General features: G+C 68.8%; 17 protein-coding genes and 2 pseudogenes. 7 read left to right on the forward strand and 12 right to left on the reverse strand.

All coding sequences use genetic code 11. The features are described from left to right. Positions 1 to 32: 32 nt before the first annotated feature. On the reverse strand, positions 33 to 1,196 hold the full coding sequence (locus ACVHNB_RS19205) for a hypothetical protein (RefSeq protein ID WP_456228723.1): 1,164 nt from the start codon (positions 1,194 to 1,196) through the stop codon (positions 33 to 35). Positions 1,197 to 1,521: 325 nt separating this feature from the next. Beyond that, the gene (locus ACVHNB_RS19210) at positions 1,522 to 1,653 is read right to left on the reverse strand and encodes a hypothetical protein (protein WP_428949897.1); all 132 of its coding nucleotides are present in this window, start codon (positions 1,651 to 1,653) and stop codon (positions 1,522 to 1,524) included. A gap of 357 nt (positions 1,654 to 2,010) precedes the next feature. Between ACVHNB_RS19210 and ACVHNB_RS19215 the strand changes: the two genes are divergently transcribed. Continuing rightward, positions 2,011 to 2,733, forward strand: coding sequence for a dienelactone hydrolase family protein (locus tag ACVHNB_RS19215; RefSeq protein WP_456228724.1), 723 nt, complete (start codon positions 2,011 to 2,013; stop codon positions 2,731 to 2,733). 195 nt (positions 2,734 to 2,928) lie between these two features. On the opposite strand, the gene ACVHNB_RS19220 is transcribed toward ACVHNB_RS19215, so the two are convergent. The 4 genes from ACVHNB_RS19220 to ACVHNB_RS19235 form a co-directional block, all read right to left on the reverse strand. Then, a complete protein-coding gene (locus ACVHNB_RS19220; RefSeq protein ID WP_456228725.1) occupies positions 2,929 to 3,957 on the reverse strand; it encodes an ABC transporter substrate-binding protein in 1,029 nt (342 codons plus the stop codon). Positions 3,958 to 3,998: 41 nt separating this feature from the next. Beyond that, on the reverse strand, positions 3,999 to 4,772 hold the full coding sequence (locus ACVHNB_RS19225; RefSeq protein WP_456228726.1) for an ABC transporter ATP-binding protein: 774 nt from the start codon (positions 4,770 to 4,772) through the stop codon (positions 3,999 to 4,001). Continuing rightward, positions 4,772 to 5,872, reverse strand: coding sequence for a FecCD family ABC transporter permease (locus ACVHNB_RS19230; RefSeq protein ID WP_456228727.1), 1,101 nt, complete (start codon positions 5,870 to 5,872; stop codon positions 4,772 to 4,774). The genes ACVHNB_RS19225 and ACVHNB_RS19230 overlap by 1 nt, the downstream gene beginning before the upstream one ends. A gap of 355 nt (positions 5,873 to 6,227) precedes the next feature. Next, positions 6,228 to 6,668 (reverse strand): PPOX class F420-dependent oxidoreductase, encoded by a 441-nt coding sequence (locus tag ACVHNB_RS19235; protein WP_428949892.1) that lies wholly within the window; start codon positions 6,666 to 6,668, stop codon positions 6,228 to 6,230. A gap of 127 nt (positions 6,669 to 6,795) precedes the next feature. Here ACVHNB_RS19235 and ACVHNB_RS19240 point away from each other — a divergent pair, with 127 nt between their 5' ends. Continuing rightward, the gene (locus tag ACVHNB_RS19240; RefSeq protein WP_428949891.1) at positions 6,796 to 7,194 is read left to right on the forward strand and encodes a DUF2809 domain-containing protein; all 399 of its coding nucleotides are present in this window, start codon (positions 6,796 to 6,798) and stop codon (positions 7,192 to 7,194) included. 209 nt (positions 7,195 to 7,403) lie between these two features. Beyond that, positions 7,404 to 7,910, forward strand: a complete 507-nt coding sequence (locus ACVHNB_RS19245) for a DinB family protein (protein ID WP_428949890.1) — start codon at positions 7,404 to 7,406, stop codon at positions 7,908 to 7,910. A 2-nt stretch (positions 7,911 to 7,912) separates the two neighbouring features. On the opposite strand, the pseudogene ACVHNB_RS19250 reads toward ACVHNB_RS19245, so the two are convergent. Both ACVHNB_RS19250 and ACVHNB_RS19255 read right to left on the reverse strand, forming a co-directional pair. After that, positions 7,913 to 8,124 (reverse strand): annotated as a pseudogene (locus ACVHNB_RS19250) (IS5/IS1182 family transposase); the annotation flags it as partial. Between the two features lie 83 nt (positions 8,125 to 8,207). Further along, positions 8,208 to 8,774: a hypothetical protein gene (locus ACVHNB_RS19255; RefSeq protein ID WP_456228728.1), complete on the reverse strand. Its 567-nt coding sequence runs from the start codon at positions 8,772 to 8,774 to the stop codon at positions 8,208 to 8,210. Between the two features lie 218 nt (positions 8,775 to 8,992). On the opposite strand from ACVHNB_RS19255, the gene ACVHNB_RS19260 reads away from it, so the two are divergent. Next, positions 8,993 to 9,616 (forward strand): TetR/AcrR family transcriptional regulator, encoded by a 624-nt coding sequence (locus ACVHNB_RS19260; RefSeq protein ID WP_456228729.1) that lies wholly within the window; start codon positions 8,993 to 8,995, stop codon positions 9,614 to 9,616. Between the two features lie 193 nt (positions 9,617 to 9,809). Here the strand turns inward: ACVHNB_RS19260 and ACVHNB_RS19265 are convergent, their stop codons facing one another. Next, positions 9,810 to 10,457, reverse strand: coding sequence for a TetR/AcrR family transcriptional regulator (locus ACVHNB_RS19265; RefSeq protein WP_428957409.1), 648 nt, complete (start codon positions 10,455 to 10,457; stop codon positions 9,810 to 9,812). Between the two features lie 155 nt (positions 10,458 to 10,612). On the opposite strand from ACVHNB_RS19265, the gene ACVHNB_RS19270 reads away from it, so the two are divergent. Further along, a complete protein-coding gene (locus ACVHNB_RS19270; protein ID WP_428949887.1) occupies positions 10,613 to 12,082 on the forward strand; it encodes an MFS transporter in 1,470 nt (489 codons plus the stop codon). A gap of 201 nt (positions 12,083 to 12,283) precedes the next feature. Here ACVHNB_RS19270 and ACVHNB_RS19275 read toward each other — a convergent pair whose 3' ends face one another. Continuing rightward, positions 12,284 to 12,454 (reverse strand): hypothetical protein, encoded by a 171-nt coding sequence (locus tag ACVHNB_RS19275; RefSeq protein WP_456228730.1) that lies wholly within the window; start codon positions 12,452 to 12,454, stop codon positions 12,284 to 12,286. A 256-nt stretch (positions 12,455 to 12,710) separates the two neighbouring features. Beyond that, entirely contained in the window at positions 12,711 to 13,331 is a 621-nt protein-coding gene (locus tag ACVHNB_RS19280) for a TetR/AcrR family transcriptional regulator (protein WP_428949886.1), read from the reverse strand. A 224-nt stretch (positions 13,332 to 13,555) separates the two neighbouring features. On the opposite strand from ACVHNB_RS19280, the gene ACVHNB_RS19285 reads away from it, so the two are divergent. Continuing rightward, positions 13,556 to 14,692 (forward strand): oxygenase MpaB family protein, encoded by a 1,137-nt coding sequence (locus ACVHNB_RS19285; RefSeq protein ID WP_456228731.1) that lies wholly within the window; start codon positions 13,556 to 13,558, stop codon positions 14,690 to 14,692. Positions 14,693 to 14,792: 100 nt separating this feature from the next. Here the strand turns inward: ACVHNB_RS19285 and ACVHNB_RS19290 are convergent. After that, positions 14,793 to 15,074, reverse strand: a pseudogene (locus ACVHNB_RS19290) (LD-carboxypeptidase); the annotation flags it as partial. Positions 15,075 to 15,299: 225 nt separating this feature from the next. Between ACVHNB_RS19290 and ACVHNB_RS19295 the strand changes: the two are divergent. Next, positions 15,300 to 15,905 (forward strand): hypothetical protein, encoded by a 606-nt coding sequence (locus ACVHNB_RS19295; RefSeq protein ID WP_456228732.1) that lies wholly within the window; start codon positions 15,300 to 15,302, stop codon positions 15,903 to 15,905. Positions 15,906 to 15,943 lie beyond the last annotated feature (38 nt).

Genomic DNA, 15,943 nt, shown 5'->3' on the forward strand with positions numbered 1-15,943 from the left:
CCGGGCGGGGTGCGCCCGGCTGCATCGAGGGGTCAGGACCGGACCGGCGGGTGCAGGGGAAGGTCGAGCCAGGCGAGGCCGACATCGCGGCCCATGTGTGAGGTGTCGTCGGCAGCACGGCCGTCGTAGAAGACGGCGAGTCGGCCGTCAAGGGGGACCACGGACGGCAGACCGATGACGTACGGCGACCAGGCGCAGTTGTTGCGGTCCAGGACGACCGCCTTGTCGGTGGGGTCCCATTGGTCGAGGTCGCGCGTCCAGTAGACCCAGATCGCGTCCGTGTACTCGCCGTGCTCGTCGAGACCGACGTGGTTGGTGAACAGGAACCACGTGTCGTTGACGTGCTCGTAGTAGAGCGACGAGTTCTCGACCTGCTCCGCCAGCGGTACCACGGGCTGGTCGTCGAGCTGCCAGGTGCCGTCGAGGTCCCGGGTCCGTGCCCGTCCGATGGTGCGGTGCGTGCCCTCGGCGTCCTCGGTGGAGGCGCTGAAGAACTGCACGTACTCGCCGTGATGGCGGACGATCTGGCCGGGGCTCGCCGTCACGGAGTAGTACGTGTCGGGCGCCGGGCGGAAGGGGACCACGTCCGGCGCCTTGGTCCAGGGTCCGGCCGGCCCGGGGCCATGGGCCTTGAGTGTCATGTAGGGAAAGGCCGGGATGCGATCGGGCGGGGGAGTGGTGTGGGGGGTTCCCAGATAGAACATGTGCCAGTCGCCGGGAGCCTTGCGATAGGTGACGCCGTAGCTCGCGGACCCGCTGTCGTCGGAACCCGGTTCTCCCAGGTCGAGGACGGGGCCGTGCTTGGTCCAGCTCACGCCGTCACGGCTGGTGGCCAGGGCCGCCAGCCAGCCCCGGTCCCCGGCGGCGTCGTAGTTCATGTAGAGCGTGTCCGCGTCGCGGTAGACCCAGACGTCACGAGCGCCCAAGCGGTCACAACCACCCGGACCGTCCCCGTACTTGAGGACCGGACCGCTGTCGCGCGCATCGAGCCGCAGCGTCGCCACCGGGCGACCGTCCGGGTACGAGGGGATCCACGGCCCTGCGCCGGAGCGGCCCCGACCACGGGACACGCTCGGCTGCTGGTATGGGGCGGCGGCGCTGGACGGGGCTGCCATGACGGCGACAGCTGCGCCCGCCGCGGCCCCGGCAGCCAGAACGTGGCGGCGGCTGAGTGGTGAACCGGGCTGCTCGGGCATGGAGACGGTTCTCCTTGTCGGTCGACGAACGGCGGCGGCGAGGCTGAACGCAGCGACCCGCCGCACCAATTGCCACTGGCTCGCTGGAGCACTCGTCCCGCGCCTCGCATCCTGCATGGAACGTTTCAAAGGAACGTAGGCATCCGCCTCGGCATCGTCAACCCCTATGCGTTTCATGATGGTTGGGCGCTCTGGCGTGACGGACGTTCAACGACACGGCCAGCGGTACGAGTGGGCGTTGTGCGCCAGGGCCTGAAGGGGAGGGGCGGCCGGGGTCGCGCACGGCGGGATCACGCTGCAGGTCCAGGCCTCGTCAGGCGTGCCGTCACCACGGAATAGTGGTCGACTTCGGTACTGAGAAGAGGATCCAGAGCATGATCGGCAGGAGTATGAGAAGGACGATCGCGGCGAGGGCCTTCGCCCATGTCGCCGACTTTCCTGGTTCCTGTGAGGTCATGACTGGAGCCTGCCAGGCGGAACTTCATTCGTCATGGGGCTGATGGCGCTGGAGACCCCGGCGTGACCGTAGTGGGCCAGGAGCCGTCCTGCCGCGGCCGGTCCGTAGGCGAGCCACTGGCTGCTGCCCGGGCAGGGGATGCCCCCAACGCGAGAAGTCAGGCTTTCGGCCATCGGTCCTGCGCAAAAAACCCGTTGGTGGGTTACGGCGACCACTGCTAGGTTTTCGGAGGCCGTGCGAGAGAACGAGGAGGTGGTACCCGTGAACGTATTCACATGGGTGCTCTCCTCCGGGGTCACGGTCGGGCGATAGGTCGTCCGGGAGCGCCGTCCAGCAGCACTCCCGAAAGGCACGACCATGCATTTCACTTCTGAGCAGCGCCTCGACGACGGCCTGCTCGAACGCGAATTCACCCTCGGCGAGATCCCCGGCACCCTGTGGACGCCTGAATCCGACGCGCCGGCCCCGCTGGTCCTGATGGCCCACAACAACGGCCTGCCCAAGGCGCAACCCCGGCTGGTGGCCCGGGCCCGGCACACCGCGGCGAACGGCTACGCGGTGGCGACCATTGACGCCGCCGGGTGCGGTGACCGGCCCCGTTCGGCCGCCGACGAGCAGGCCCGCGCCGAACTGCGCCGGGCGATGCAGGCCGGCGAGCCGGTCGATGAGATCTTCGAGTCCCTTATCGGCCCTCTGGTCGACAAGGCGGTCCCGGAATGGCGGACCACCCTGGACGCGCTTCTTGCGCTGCCCGAGATCGGCGGCCCGGTCGGGTACTCGGGGTGGACCGCCCTCGGCATTCGGCTGGCCGTGGTCGAGCCACGCATCTCGGCCGCCGGCTTCTTCGCCGGGGGGTACGTGCCCCGCGCCCAGCGCGAGGAGGCTCGGCAGGTCACCATTCCGCTGCTCTTCCTGCTGCAGTGGGACGACGAGGGAAACCCCCGGCAGCGGGCCCTGGACCTGTTCGACGGCTTCGGTACCAAGGAGAAGACGCTGCACGCCAACCTGGGCGGGCACACCGGTACCCCGTGGTTCGAGGTGGAGAACGGAGTCCGGTTCTTCGGCCGGCACCTGAAGTGAGGCCAGGCCGTCGGCCCGACAGCGGATGGTAGGAGCTGTCAGCCAGGTCGCTGCTCATCGAGGGCCGGGACCCGTCCTCGATGAGCAGCGACCAGCAGGAGCGCAACCGCCCGATTGCGGCGGTCCCGGCCGGCCGGGGCGGAGCTCGGCCACCCGCGCCTGCAGCAGTTGGGCTCAGGCGTGGGCACTGCGAGTTCAGGAGCGGAAGCTTCTCAGCTTCGCCGCGAGTGAGCTGATGGCGGCGGGGTTGCGCGGGCTCTCGACGAGGTCGACGTAGTCGAGGACGACGATCCGGTGGTTCTTGATGGCGGAGACGTTCGCGAGCGGCTTGTACGACGTGAGGAACTTCCGCTTCTGATCCGCGGTGGTGTCCCCGTAGTTGTTGATCACGATGACCTCCGGGTCGCGGGCCACGACCGTTTCCCAGCCCACGGTGGTCCAGCTGTCCTTGACGTCCTTCGTGATGTTGTCGCCGCCGGCCTTGGTGATGATGTCGTGGGGCCCGGCGTAGGCGCCGGACGTGAACGGCTTGTCCTGGCCGCTGTCGTAGAGGAACACCCGTGGCCGCTCGGCGCCCTTCAGCGCCTTGGCCTGCGCTTGGGACACCTGCTTGCGGAACGAGGTGATCAGGGCGTCGGCTCTGTCCTCGACGTCGAACAGGGTGCCCAGGTTCTTCAGGTCCGTGTACAGCGCGTCGAGGGGCGCCATCACCCCGCGGGCTGTGCCCTGCCCGTTGCGGCACGACTCGCTGAGCACGTATGAGTCGATGCCGACTTCTTCCAGCGCGTCGGGTGTGAAGCCTTCTCCCTCGTTGAACCCGTAGTTCCAGCCCGCGAAGACCAGGTCGGCGCCGGCGTCCAGGACCAGCTCCTTGTTGATCTGTTTCTTGGAGAGCCACTTGGTCTTCTGGTAGCCGCCCTTCCACGGCACTGTGGTGAGGTCCCCCTTGTCGTCGGGCATGACATAGCCCGCCATGTGGTCCTCGAGGCCGAGGGCGAACATGATCTCGGTGATTCCGACGTCGTTGGTGACCACGCGCTGCGGGGCCTTCTTATAGGTCTTCTTCTCGCCGCAGTTCTCGATGGTGACGGGGTAGTGGCTGTCGGCTGCACGGGTGCCCTCTCCCTTTCCCCGGCCCTTCTCGGGCGTCACGTCCGCGCCACAACCGGTGAGGGCGAAGGCCAGAGCGAGGGCGAGGGCAGCGGGACGTGCGCGGTTCTGCATGGTGGCGGTGGCTCCTTGGAAGGGGACGGTGCGATGGCGGATCAAGGGGAGGGGAGACGGTCGAAGAGCAGTTGCACCGCGCCTGTTGCGGGGTGCGGCACCCGATGGGCCCGTACCTTGAAGACGTCCGCCAACAGTTCGGGCGTGAGGACGTCGTGAGGGGCGCCGGACGCGACGATCCGCCCGGCATCGATGACGTGGATGAGGTCGCAGTGCAGTGCGGCGAGGTTGAGGTCGTGCAGAGCCGTGAGCACGGTCAGTCCGCCGGCTCGTACGAGGGCCAGGACTTCCAGTTGCTGGGCGATGTCCAGGTGGTTGGTGGGTTCGTCCAGCACCAGCACCCGGGGCTGCTGGGCCAGCGCGCGGGCGATCAGAACACGTTGCTTCTCTCCGCCGGAGAGCGTGAGGAATCCGCGGTCCGCGAGGTGGCCGGCGCCGACTCCTTCGAGTGCCGCTCTGCAGGCGCGCCGGTCCTCGTCGGTGGTCCGGGCCACCGCCCCCTGGTGCGGCAGCCTGCCCATGGCCACGACCTCGGCGACGGTGAAGTCGAACTCCGCGACCGCCTCCTGCGGAAGGGCGGCGAGTCGGCGCGCACTCTCGCGTGCGCTCAGTGACAGCAGGTCCTCGCCATCAAGACGGACCATGCCGACTGTGGGACGCAGGGCCCGGTACACGCACCGCAACAGGGTGGATTTGCCGCTGCCATTGGGACCGACGAGCCCCACGAACTGTCCGCTGCCCGCTCGCAGGGTGACGTCCTGCACCAGCCGGGCCCCTGAGATGTCAACCGTCAGAGCGTCGACGTCGACCCGCATCACACGCCCCCGAAGGTGTAGGTACGCCGACGCATGAGCAGCACGAAGCACGGCACGCCGATCGCCGCCGTCAGTACGCCCAGCGGCAGTTCGGCGGGCGCGAGAACCACGCGCGACAGGATGTCCACCCAGATCAGCAGCACGGCACCGGCCAGCGGTGCGACGGCCAGCAGCCGACGATGATCCGCTCCCACCAGCATGCGCGCGGCGTGCGGAACCATCAGACCCACGAAGCCGATCGCCCCGCTGACCGCGACCACCGCTCCGGTGACGGCGGCGGCGGTGAGGAAGAGCTCTTTGCGCAGCCGCCCGGGATTCACTCCCAGCGCGGCGGCGGTCTCGTCGCCCATCGCCAGGACGTTCAAGCGCCGGGCCGACCAGCCGAGATGGACGAGGCCGCCGAACACGGCGCCCGCGGCGATCGGCACGGAGGCCCAGTCCGCGCCGCCCAGACTGCCGAGCATCCACATCATCGCGGAGCGGGCCGCTTCACCGTGCTCGGCAGCGAACACCATGAACGTCGTCACCGCCGAGAAGCCGTAGTACATCGCGGTACCCGTCAGCACGAGCCGCAACGGGGTCAGCCCCCGAGGGCTCTGGGCGATCGCGTACACGAGCACCATGGCCGCCAGCGCGGAGAGGAACGCCGCCGTCGACAGCGCCCAGACACCGAACGCGCTCAACGCCCCGAAGATGAGGACGGCGTTGGCGCCGACGGCCGCGCCTGAGGAGATGCCGAGGACGAACGGGTCGGCGAGAGCGTTGCGGACCATGGCCTGGACAGCAACGCCCACGGCCGCCAGGCCGGCACCGACGACGGCAGCCAGCACGGCGCGCGGGAAGCGGATCTCCCAGACGATGACGTACGAGGAGACCTCGTCCGGAGCGATGGATCCGCCGGTCAGCCCCGCCCACAAGTAGTGCAGCGCCTCGCCCCATGAGAGCCCCGACGCACCGATGCCCGCCCCGCAGGCGAGGGAAAGGGGGAGCGCGACGCACAGAACGGCCACCAGTAGGGGCAGCGAGACGCGCTGGGGTGGGGGCTCACCGTGCGTACTTCGGGGCAGCAGGGCGGGTATGCGGTCGCGGAGCGTGGCCACAGGCGGATCGCTTTCGCCTCGGGCCGTGCACCTGCGTGATCAAGAAGGAGCAGCTCCGGACGGGCGCCGTGTGCAGCACCTCTCGCAGTCCACGGCGATTGACAGGAGCTTCACCACCGTGGGTAATCGGGCTTACGGAACCTGAGTTCCGCCTACCGTTGCGGGTCAGCGCCGGACTTCGACCGGACTTCCCCCACGAGGCGCTTGCAGCTTAACGGGTATCCGATGCGGCTCGATCATTGAGGTCTCGCCTTGCGCGGCCGCGGCTTCAAGCGGGGCTCCTGGCCCCAGCCGTTGCGAGGGGCGAGTGTGTCAGGGAGGTGTGCCACGCAACGCACGTCATCCCAGGGGATGTTCAGCCCACGGGCTGGCCGTAGGCGCGTTCCACATGGAGCGTGAGCAGAACTCGCTTGTCGCGGACCATGGCGCTGCGGAAGTCGTCCCAGTCGGGATGCTCGCCATTGCGGTCGCGGTACAGGGAGATGAGTCCCTCGACGGTCGCATCGTACGGATCCGTGGCGACGGGCGTCAGCTCGGCGGTGCCCTCCGCGACGGTCCAGGCCGAGCGGTCCTGGTTGGTGACGTGATAGCTGGCGCGGGGGTCGCGGCGGAGGTTCCTCGTCTTGGCGCGGTCGTCGGTCATGGAGACACGGATGGTCTTGGCTGCGGGGGCGTACACGTGCCACACGTTGGACAACTGCGGGCGGCCATCGCGCTTCAGAGTGACCAGGATGCCTTCCTTGGTGTCGGCGGCGAGCTGGAGCAGTGCGTCATCGTGCGCCTGAGAGTCCGTCATGGCCAGCCCAACGACGCGACGGCACCATCGATTCCCCGCTACCCCTCCCGCGGGCGGTGGGCACCGTGCGCGGAGACCGAGGGAAGGAAACCCGTCAGAGCTCGGCGCAGCGCATAGGGTGCCGGTGATGAACAGACGGTGGTGGGCTTGCGGCGCAGCGGTGTTGACCGTTGCGGCTGGTCTTGGCGTGCGGTCGTGGGCCGGTGGAGACTTTGCGAAGTACGCGGGGGACACGCTCTATACGGTGCTCGTGTGTGTCGTCGTGGTCATGGCGGCGCCCCGCTTGCGGCCCGCTGTCGCTGCCGGCGTCGCGCTGGGATTCAGCTGGGCCGTGGAGCTGTTGCAGATCGTCGGGATCCCGGCGGTGCTGCAGCCGCTGCTCGGGTCGACCTTCAACGCACCGGATCTGTTCTGGTATGTCGTGGGAGCAGCCCTGGGATGGTGTCTCGCTGCGTGCGGATGGGGCCAAGGAGTCGACAGCTCGGCTGGTCCTCGTCGGCGCAGTCGCGTCCGGATCATCGACTGAGTTGGTGTCGCAGTCGTGGCGAAAGGCGGGGAGCGCAGAGTTGACGACGCGAGCTGTCCAAGAGTGGCTGGACGCCTACGTCACCGCCCTCATCGACGATCTGGGCTGAGCCGAGCCAGCCCGGAGGCACGCCGAGTACAGCTGGAGCAGGTGGGGCCCGTCGATAATTGCCTCGACATCGGTTGCCATGATCGGGGAGGCTTCGCGCGATGACCAGAATCGACGACACGCCGCCCGCGTGGGACGAACGCACCCAGCTCACCACGTTTCTCGACTACACACGTGCCACCGCGCGCGCCAAATGCGATGGCGTTTCCGAGGAGAACGCACGTAAGGCGCTCCTGCCGGGCTCACCGCTGATGACCATGAGCGGAGTGATCAACCACCTCCGCTGGGTCGAGTACTACTGGTTCCAAGTGGTCTTCCTCGGCGAGGAGGACCGGGCCCCCATGACGGATGAAGACCCCGACCGCGAGATGCGTATCGCCGTCGACTTCCCGCTCGCGCAGTTGCTCGACGAATACGCCGAGCAGAGCGCCCGCTACCGCGAGCTGGTGGCCGGGGCCGGCCTGGGCGAGCAGGCCCAGCGAGCCATCCGCAACGGCCTCCACGTCGACCTGCGCTGGATCCTGCACCACCTCATCGAGGAGACGGCCCGCCACAACGGCCACCTGGACATCCTGCGCGAGATGCTCGACGGCACGACCGGCAACTAGATCCGGCGTGGGCGGTTGGCCCGCTGGTTCTTCGGTTCGGGGACGGTGTGCTTGATCTGGCGCCGCCGCAGGTAGCGGCGATGGCGCCGGAGGAGTACGCCTTGTCCCCGCCGAGATGGTCGGGCCGCATGCGCGGGTCTCCGCTACCGAGGCCGCCGACACGGATGCGTTCCATGACCGGGATGGCCAGTCCGCCGAGGTGGCCCGGTGGGACAGCTCATCCCCGGTCGGAGCGAGCGATCGGCCACAGCCCGGTCCGGGGCCGGTGATCCACGCGCTCACGCGGGCCGTTCAAGCTCATGCGGTCTTGTCGGCTCGTCCCAAGCGGAGGGCGGAGATGAGGAAGAAGACCCCGCCGAGGAAGGCGTATCCGGCCAGGGTGCTCAGTGAGGCATCGTCCTTGCCGGCCTGCGCGATGAAGGAGGCTCCGGCGAGGGTGGAGATGGCGCCGCTCGCGATCATCGCCCACTGGCCTCCCATGCTGCGTCGCAGGACGCCGACGATCAGCTGGACGAGCCCCGCGGTGATCGCCCAGGCTCCCCATACGCGGAGGGCGGCAGGGATGCCGGAGGACGCGGCGGCGACCAGACCTGCTGCGGTGAGGGTGCTGAGCGCGATATTCGCGTAGAGACCGCGCACCGGTCCGCCGTTCGCTTTGGCGGCCCTGGCATCGACGACGGCGCACGCCACGTCGAACAAGGGATAGATCACCAGCAGCGTCGCGCTGAGGGTGCCAAGGGTGTGGGCGGATGTGAACAGCAGGACGGCCCAGGCGGCGGCGAACGCGAAGCGCACGAAATACAGGTGGCGCAGCGCTGCGGAGGCGCTCGCGGCAGGGGCGGGGGCTGCGACGGAGGTGTCCATGAGGATCCCTTTCGGTGAAAGCGGCGTCGTGTGAGCGAGGTGGCCATCGGGAGCCGTGTGCTGTCCGACCGTGTGCTGTGCGGACCTGCCGCAATGCGTCGCCCGGAAGTCATCCACTCCGATGAGGGAGAACGTTCGGTCTCGCTATTCATCTAAGGGTGCCCGCATCCCACTGTCAAGACCGAACGTTCTCCCTCGCAGGCTGATACGGTGGCGCCATGAGCGCGAGCAGAGAAGGTGGGAGCACGTCCGAGGCGCGGTCTCGCCTGCTCGACACGGCGACCCGGATCTTCTACGCGGAGGGAATCCACTCCGTCGGCGTGGACCGGATCATCGCGGAAGCGCAGGTCACACGCGCCACCCTGTACCGGCATTTCAAGGGCAAGGAAGAGTTGATTCTTGCCTATCTCCAGCAGGCCGACCACGGCATCCGGGCGCAGGTCGCGGCCACCCAGGTGGAGGGCAGGTCAGCGGCTGACACGGTCCGGGCCGTCAGCCGGACCATCACCGAGGGCATCCAGTACTCCGGGTTCCGCGGGTGCGCCTTCCTGAACGCTGTGGCCGAGTATCCCGACCCGGCGCACCCGGTCCACCAGGCCGTGCTGGCGCACCGTCAATGGTTCCTGGAGACCGTCACGCAGTTGCTGGCGCAGGCGGGCTGTGAGCCCGCCGACGCGGCAGGACGGCACTTCGTCATGCTCCGGGACGGGGCCATGGCGGCTGGCTGTCTTTTCGATCCGGTGCTGATCTCTGAGACGTTCCTGCACGGTGTCGAAGGCATCTTGTCCTCGCGCGCGACCGCCGTCCCGGAATCGGATATGGCGCCCGCCCCGCAGGCGTGAGGCCCGATGGTCGCAGCGGCCCGGGGTGCCGGGTCGCCAGGTGCTGAGCTGTGACAGATCCCCACGCTGCGACCGCGCCGACGATCACTCAGGGCCGGTGGATCGCCGTGATGGTGGCTCGCGGCTGAATCACGGCAACGTCGACTGACGACGCACGGCGCATCGCGGGTGGCCCCGCAGGCGGGTGACCGGCTCAGGCGCCGGCTTGCAGGCGCAGGCCCGTCAGGGTCAGCTCCAGCGCGGAGCGGAACTGGTCGACATCGTCGTGGCCGTCGAACTCGTCGACGATCTCGTGCACGAAGGGGAACTCTTCGGGGTCGAGCTCCCGCCAGGTCCGGGCGAAGCGGCCGAGGAACTCGTCGCGGTCCACGGCGCCGCCGAGGACCTCCTCGGGCGGCTCCTGCCCCAGGTCGACGGCGGAGCCGACCACGACCCCCACGATCGCGGACACGGCGTGGAAGCGCTGGAGCGCGGTGAGGTCCAGGCGCAGGGTCTGCCGGCCGAGCTGCTCGTACAGGCGCAGCGCGTTGCCCTGGACGTCGGTGTTGCGCATGAAGTAGGCGCCGAGCCAGGGTCGCTCCACGATCGCGTCGAAGAGAGTCAGGGCCATCGCGCGCAGGTCGTCGATCGGGTCCTCGGTGCGCGGAAGCTTCTCGACGGCGGCCAGTACCTCGCCCATCACGTGGTCGGTGGCGCGGTCGAGCAACTCGTCCTTGTTCGCGACGTACCAGTAGATGCTGGCGACGCCGCCGCCGAGGCGCTGTGCGAGCGCCCGGAACGTCAGCGCCGGTGCCCCGGCCTCATCGAGCAGGGCCACCGCCTCGGTGAGCACGGACTCCATCGAGTGCGAAGCCCGTCGGCGTCCTCCGCCGGCGCGGTTCTGCTGGGGTGCCATGGCTTCATCCCATCACGTTTTGCTTCGTATCGAACGTTGTTCTATCGTAGCGTATCGTACGTTGTTCGATACCCGAACGGCGTTCGATCGAAAGGGCTGCCATGACTACTGCCACGCTCGAAAACCCCTCACGTACCTATCCGTCCCTGCGCGCGGCGTGGATCCCGCTGGCCGCCCTCTGCCTGGCATTCTTCGTCGAGATGGTCGACAACACGTTGCTGTCGATCGCGCTGCCGACGATCGGCCGCGATCTCGGCAGCGGGACCACCGCGCTGCAGTGGGTCACCGGTGCGTACTCACTGACCTTCGGCGGCCTGTTGCTCACCGCGGGGTCGATGGCCGACCGGCTCGGCCGCCGCCGGGTGCTGCTGATCGGACTCGCCGTGTTCGGCTCGCTGAGTCTGTGCGTCGTCCTCGTCACGACAGCAGGCCAGCTCATCGCCCTGCGGGCCGCGCTCGGCATAGCCGCCGCGGCGATGGCGCCCATCACGAACTCGCTGGTCTTCCGTCTGTTCGACGACAAGGCCCTGCGGATGCGCGCCATGACGGTGATGATCGTCGTCGGCATGTCCGGCTTCGTCCTCGGGCCCCTGCTCGGCGGCACCGCACTGGCCCATGTGCGGTGGGAGTGGCTGCTCGTCGTCAACGCCCCGATCGCACTGATCGCGTGCATCGGCGTCCGGCTCGGCGTCCCGGCCGACCGGCCGGAAGACCTGACGAAGGACGCGCTCGACGTGCCCGGCGCCGCGCTCAGCGTCGCCGCCATCGGGCTCGCCTGCTACTCGCTGACCAGCGGTGTCGAGCACGGCTGGCTCTCCGCGATCACCCTCACGTCGATCGTGGGTGCCGTCGCGGCCGCAATCGCGTTCGTCCGGCACGAGCGCCGCAGCGCGGCACCCATGCTGGATCTGGGCCTCTTCTCCAACGGCACCGTCCGCGGCGCCGCTCTCGCGCAGATCGGCACGTCCATCGCGATGGCCAGCGTGATGTTCGGACTGATCCTGCACTTCCAGTACGCCTACGGGTGGAGCCCGGTGCGGGCCGGCCTGGCCAACCTCCCGATCATCGTGACGATGCTCGTCGCGACCCCCCTGTCCGAGTGGCTCGCGCGCCGGTTCGGCCACCGCATCGCCTGTCTGGTGGGCGCGGCCTGCCTGGCCGGTTCACTGGCGGGTCTCTCCTGGGGCGTCGACCACGGGTACGCCGTCATCGCGGTCTGCATGGTGCTCATGACCGTGGGGCTGCGCACCGTGATGACGATCTGCGCGGTCGCACTCGTCGACGCCATGCCGAGCAACCGCACCTCGATCGGCGCCGCCCTCAACGACACCGCCCAGGAGGTCGGCTCCAGCGTCGGCACCGCTGTGGTCGGCACCTTGATCGCCGCGTTGGTCACCACCCAGCTCCCCGCGGGCACCTGGAGCAGCGACCTCGTCGCGTCGTTCTTCCACGGCGAGCGGATCACCTACGCGCTTCTCGCGGTCGTCGTCGGACTGATCGCGGCCGGCGGCGCGCTGAGCCTTACTGACTCCCACACCATTGAGGAGCCTGCTGCCGAGGAAGCCGCCTGAAAACGGGGGGTGTTGCTGATCAGGGCGCGGGTCTCGTACGGCTTGCCCGGTGAGAGAGTGATCTGCCCTTTGAGCTGCGGGACCGCGTCGACGATCCGGGTGGCTTCTGCCTCACCGAGGTCGGCCAGGGCGGTGATGAGGCCGTGGCCGGTGGAGTCGGTCGGGGCGCCGTGCCGACAGGGCTTGCCTGGCTGCGCCGTGTCAGTCGCGGAGTGTTCTGAAGAAGGCGCGGATGTCGTCGACGAACAGGTCGGGAACCTCGAACACGGGGAAGTGTCCGCCTTCGGCGTGCTCCCGGAAGAAGACGGAGCTGTCGCCGGGGCCGAGCACCTTGCGGACCAGCAGGTCGCTGGAGAACAGCGAGGAGGCCATGGGCACACTTGAAGAACCGCCCCAGCCCGGGTTGTCGGCGTGGGCCAGTTCCCAGTAGAAGTCGCCCGCCGCGGGTCCGGTCCGATGCCGACAGGATGCCGTGATCCCACTCCGATGCGGCGCCCGCCACCGAGTACGGCGATCGGGTGCGCGCCAGACGATCATGCAGGTCATCGATATCGGCCTGCGGGATCTGGATCCGGAAAGGGCTCGATCGCGGCCGTCGTCATTCCGACGCCCAGGCCGTGCTGACGAGTCAAGCCGTCGCTCTGAGGTAGCTCAGCGTCAGCTGGGTCAGCTCCGCCAGGAAACGGTCCCTGGGGATGGGCGGGCGGTCCAACAGATAGCGGACCGTCAGATGCTCGACCGTGCGGACCAGCATCCAGGCCGCCGCGGGCAAGGAGAGATCCGGGCGTAGTTCCTCGCGTCGAGAGGTGAGATAGGCCAGGACCAGTTCGCCGATGCGGTCCTCGAAGACCCGCAGGGCGCGGCCGTCGTCCAACCGGGGACCGTAGACGATGGCGGCGCGCAGAAACGGCGGCTCCACGTCGAGACCGTCCAACAAGGTCGCGAGGGTGGCGCGGACGATCACCGGTGCGGGCTGCTCGAACTGACCCGTCATCTGGGCGGTCACCCCGGCCACCAACTGGTCGCTGTAGCGCTCCAGCACGGCCAGGACGATCGCGTCCTTGTGCGGAAAGTACTGGTACAGCGAACCCGGACTCAGGTCGGCCGCCGTCGCTATACGGCTGGTCGACGCGCCCTCGTAGCCATGCTCGGCCAGGACCCGCTCGCCCGCCTCCAGGATGCGTTCAACCGTCGCCCGCGAGCGCTCCTGACGCGGAATCCTGCGTGGAGACACGCGAGTGCGCGGCACGCGCCGGGCGTGGTCGCCAGGCGATGACGTGGGCATCAGAAGACGAGTTGAACGCGAATATGAAAGACCGTCAGCATCGACTCATGGTCGCACACGAGCCTTCACCGCGAGATGACTTGGCCGAGCCGAACCGGACAAGGACGCCCCCGTCCACGTACCCACAACGCTTCCGCGAGACAGAACGTCGCAACCGTCGCGTAGGGCGGCCGCTGCGCTTGTTGCGCGTGAGCCGCGGCCGCGTCGATGACCGTCTGCTCGCCACCATCGGCGAGCGGTTGACCGCACGCGACGAGATCGGCGCCGCCCTGGCGAGCGCCCTGCGCATCACCGACGCCGCGCACCCCGACAAGGTCACGATGAGGCAGTTCCGGCGCGCGCTCGTCGACGGCATCGACTCGGTGGCCAACCCGCCCCGAGCCCTTCGGGATTTCTTCGCCGCGGTCGACCCGGTGCCGGACTGGGTGGACTTCGACCTGATCGACGAAGGCGGGCGGGTGGCGCGCAGATTCGGTCGTAACACCGCTGACGTGATGCTGCAGCTCGCGCTGATCGGCTCTTACCGGTTCGACGGACCGCCGCGGCTGCTGGTCGAGACGGGCGCGCTGGTCGGCGGCTCCGCACTGCGCAGGATCGCCGAGACCCAGCAATGGGCGACCGCGGTCACCGCTCCCGGCGCCCTGCGTCGCACGGGGGACGGCTTCCGCCTCACCGTGCACGTACGGCTCATGCACGCCCTGGTCAACCACCAGTTCGAGCACAACGACCGGTGGGACGCCGGGCGTTGGGGCCTGCCGGTCAACAGGACCGACCTTGCCGCCACCCTGGGTCTGTTCAACGCCGTTCAACTGCTCGGCGTCCGCCTCCTCGGCGTGCGCGTGACCCGCGCGGAATCACGCGCCCTCATGCACCTGTGGAAATACGTCGGCCATCTGATGGGCGTCGACCAGGACTGGCTCTGCGATCACGAGTCCCAGCAACACCGCCTGAACTACCATCTGCTGCTCACCCAGAGCTACGGCGGAACAGCCGGCCCGCCCCTGGCCGGCGCCCTCGTGGAAGCACAACGCCAGCTGCACTTCCCCCACTTCGCCCACCTGCGCCGCGCCTACACCCGGGCCCGGCTGCTGAGCATGCTGCGCTACTTCCTCGGCCGCCAGGGCATGCGCGACCTGGACCTGCCGCCCGCCCTGCCCTGGGCCGTGCCGCCCCTCATAGCCGCCAACGTCCTGCGCTATCAGATACTCGGCCGCACCGAGGCGGGCCGCGCACACCTCGAGCGCCGCGGGGACCGTTTCATCGAGCGGCACCTGCGGCGACACTTCCACGAACGGACGCCGGATGTCGCGGCGCTCGACGTCTAGAACATGACCTACTCGCCCTCACGCCCACCGCCCGTTATGGCCCCTCCGGCCTCGTCGCCGGGCGGTCGGTTGTGCATGGGGAGGAGCGCGAGTCGATACTTCAGAGCCTGGTCCGGGTGAGTTCGCTCCGCTCGATGTGTGGACCAGGCGGCCGTGCGCCCCATTTGGTGACCGGCATGTACGGCGGCACATGTCCGCATTCCACGTCGGCGATGATCGGTACATTCAATGGGCCGAGCGCGTCCAGCACGGCCTGGTGCTGGGACAGCGAGGGGGCGCCTGGTGCCGAGGTCCGTCCGACAAGCACAGGATTTGCCGCGTCGAAGAAGCCGGCCAGGTGCATGCCGTGCAGGTTGCGGCAGATGGCGAAGGCGTCGTCACCAGCGGGCCGCGTAGTCGTCCCAGCCCGAGGACCTGTTGTGGCCGGGCGGGTATCGGCGTGAAGGGCCCCGCGCTGTGCCCTCCCGGACCCCTGGCTCTTGGCGTCTGCGCAACGCCCTATAGGGTCCTGACCACCGAGGCAGTCGTGTCCACGCCGCTGAGGCGGCGGGCCAACTGCCCCGCAGAGTAAGGCAGTTCCAGCTCCCGCCCGCAACGAAAGGCAACGATGAACTCGGCCCCGGCTCCGACTTCCGCCACAGCGCCGGAGAATCGCGCCGCACGAGTCATCACGGACCTCTTGCAGCCCCGCAACGTACTGGTGGCGGGCATGCTCGCCATCGGCGTCGCCGCTGCTGGTGACCTCTCCGGCCTGCCATGGGGACTGCTCGGCGCACTGTGCGCAGGCATCGTGCCCGCGAGCTACATCGAGTACCACCGCAGGCGGGGCACCTGGGGAGACCGCCACGTCGTCGACCGCACCAAACGAGCCCCCATCTTCCTCGTCATCCTGATGTCGATCGGGGTCGGCGTACTGGTCATGCTGGCGGGCCATGCCCCGCCGGACATCCTGAAAGCCATGATCGCGCTGTGGATCATGACTGTCGCGCTCCTGAGCGTCAACACCGTATGGAAGATCTCGGTCGACTCCGCGGTCGCCTCGGCCGTCGTGGCGCTGCTCGCTGTCGTCCATTCTCCTTGGTGGCTTCTGGGCTGCACCGTCACCGCCGCGGTGTGCTGGTCCCGTGTGGCCTTGCGCTATCACACGGCGCCGCAGACCGTGGCAGGCGCCGTGTGCGGAGCACTCACCACCGTTGCTTGGGTCGTGGCCTGACGGCGAACGGCTGCCCGGCCGTTCACACCCTGCCAGGG

Source organism: Streptomyces sp. YJ-C3, assembly GCF_053891275.1.

Excerpts from the sequence above, each read along its gene's own strand:
- ACVHNB_RS19255 (WP_456228728.1), bottom strand. The coding sequence starts at position 8,774 with ATGGACACCTCCGTCGCAGCCCCCGCCCCTGCCGCGAGCGCCTCCGCA.
- ACVHNB_RS19225 (WP_456228726.1), bottom strand. The coding sequence starts at position 4,772 with ATGCGGGTCGACGTCGACGCTCTGACGGTTGACATCTCAGGGGCCCGG.
- ACVHNB_RS19275 (WP_456228730.1), bottom strand. The coding sequence starts at position 12,454 with ATGGCCTCCTCGCTGTTCTCCAGCGACCTGCTGGTCCGCAAGGTGCTC.
- ACVHNB_RS19245 (WP_428949890.1), top strand. The coding sequence starts at position 7,404 with ATGACCAGAATCGACGACACGCCGCCCGCGTGGGACGAACGCACCCAG.
- ACVHNB_RS19240 (WP_428949891.1), top strand. The coding sequence starts at position 6,796 with ATGAACAGACGGTGGTGGGCTTGCGGCGCAGCGGTGTTGACCGTTGCG.
- ACVHNB_RS19210 (WP_428949897.1), bottom strand. The coding sequence starts at position 1,653 with ATGACCTCACAGGAACCAGGAAAGTCGGCGACATGGGCGAAGGCCCTC.
- ACVHNB_RS19260 (WP_456228729.1), top strand. The coding sequence starts at position 8,993 with ATGAGCGCGAGCAGAGAAGGTGGGAGCACGTCCGAGGCGCGGTCTCGC.
- ACVHNB_RS19235 (WP_428949892.1), bottom strand. The coding sequence starts at position 6,668 with ATGACGGACTCTCAGGCGCACGATGACGCACTGCTCCAGCTCGCCGCC.
- ACVHNB_RS19295 (WP_456228732.1), top strand. The coding sequence starts at position 15,300 with ATGAACTCGGCCCCGGCTCCGACTTCCGCCACAGCGCCGGAGAATCGC.
- ACVHNB_RS19265 (WP_428957409.1), bottom strand. The coding sequence starts at position 10,457 with ATGGAGTCCGTGCTCACCGAGGCGGTGGCCCTGCTCGATGAGGCCGGG.
- ACVHNB_RS19205 (WP_456228723.1), bottom strand. The coding sequence starts at position 1,196 with ATGCCCGAGCAGCCCGGTTCACCACTCAGCCGCCGCCACGTTCTGGCT.
- ACVHNB_RS19270 (WP_428949887.1), top strand. The coding sequence starts at position 10,613 with ATGACTACTGCCACGCTCGAAAACCCCTCACGTACCTATCCGTCCCTG.
- ACVHNB_RS19220 (WP_456228725.1), bottom strand. The coding sequence starts at position 3,957 with ATGCAGAACCGCGCACGTCCCGCTGCCCTCGCCCTCGCTCTGGCCTTC.
- ACVHNB_RS19215 (WP_456228724.1), top strand. The coding sequence starts at position 2,011 with ATGCATTTCACTTCTGAGCAGCGCCTCGACGACGGCCTGCTCGAACGC.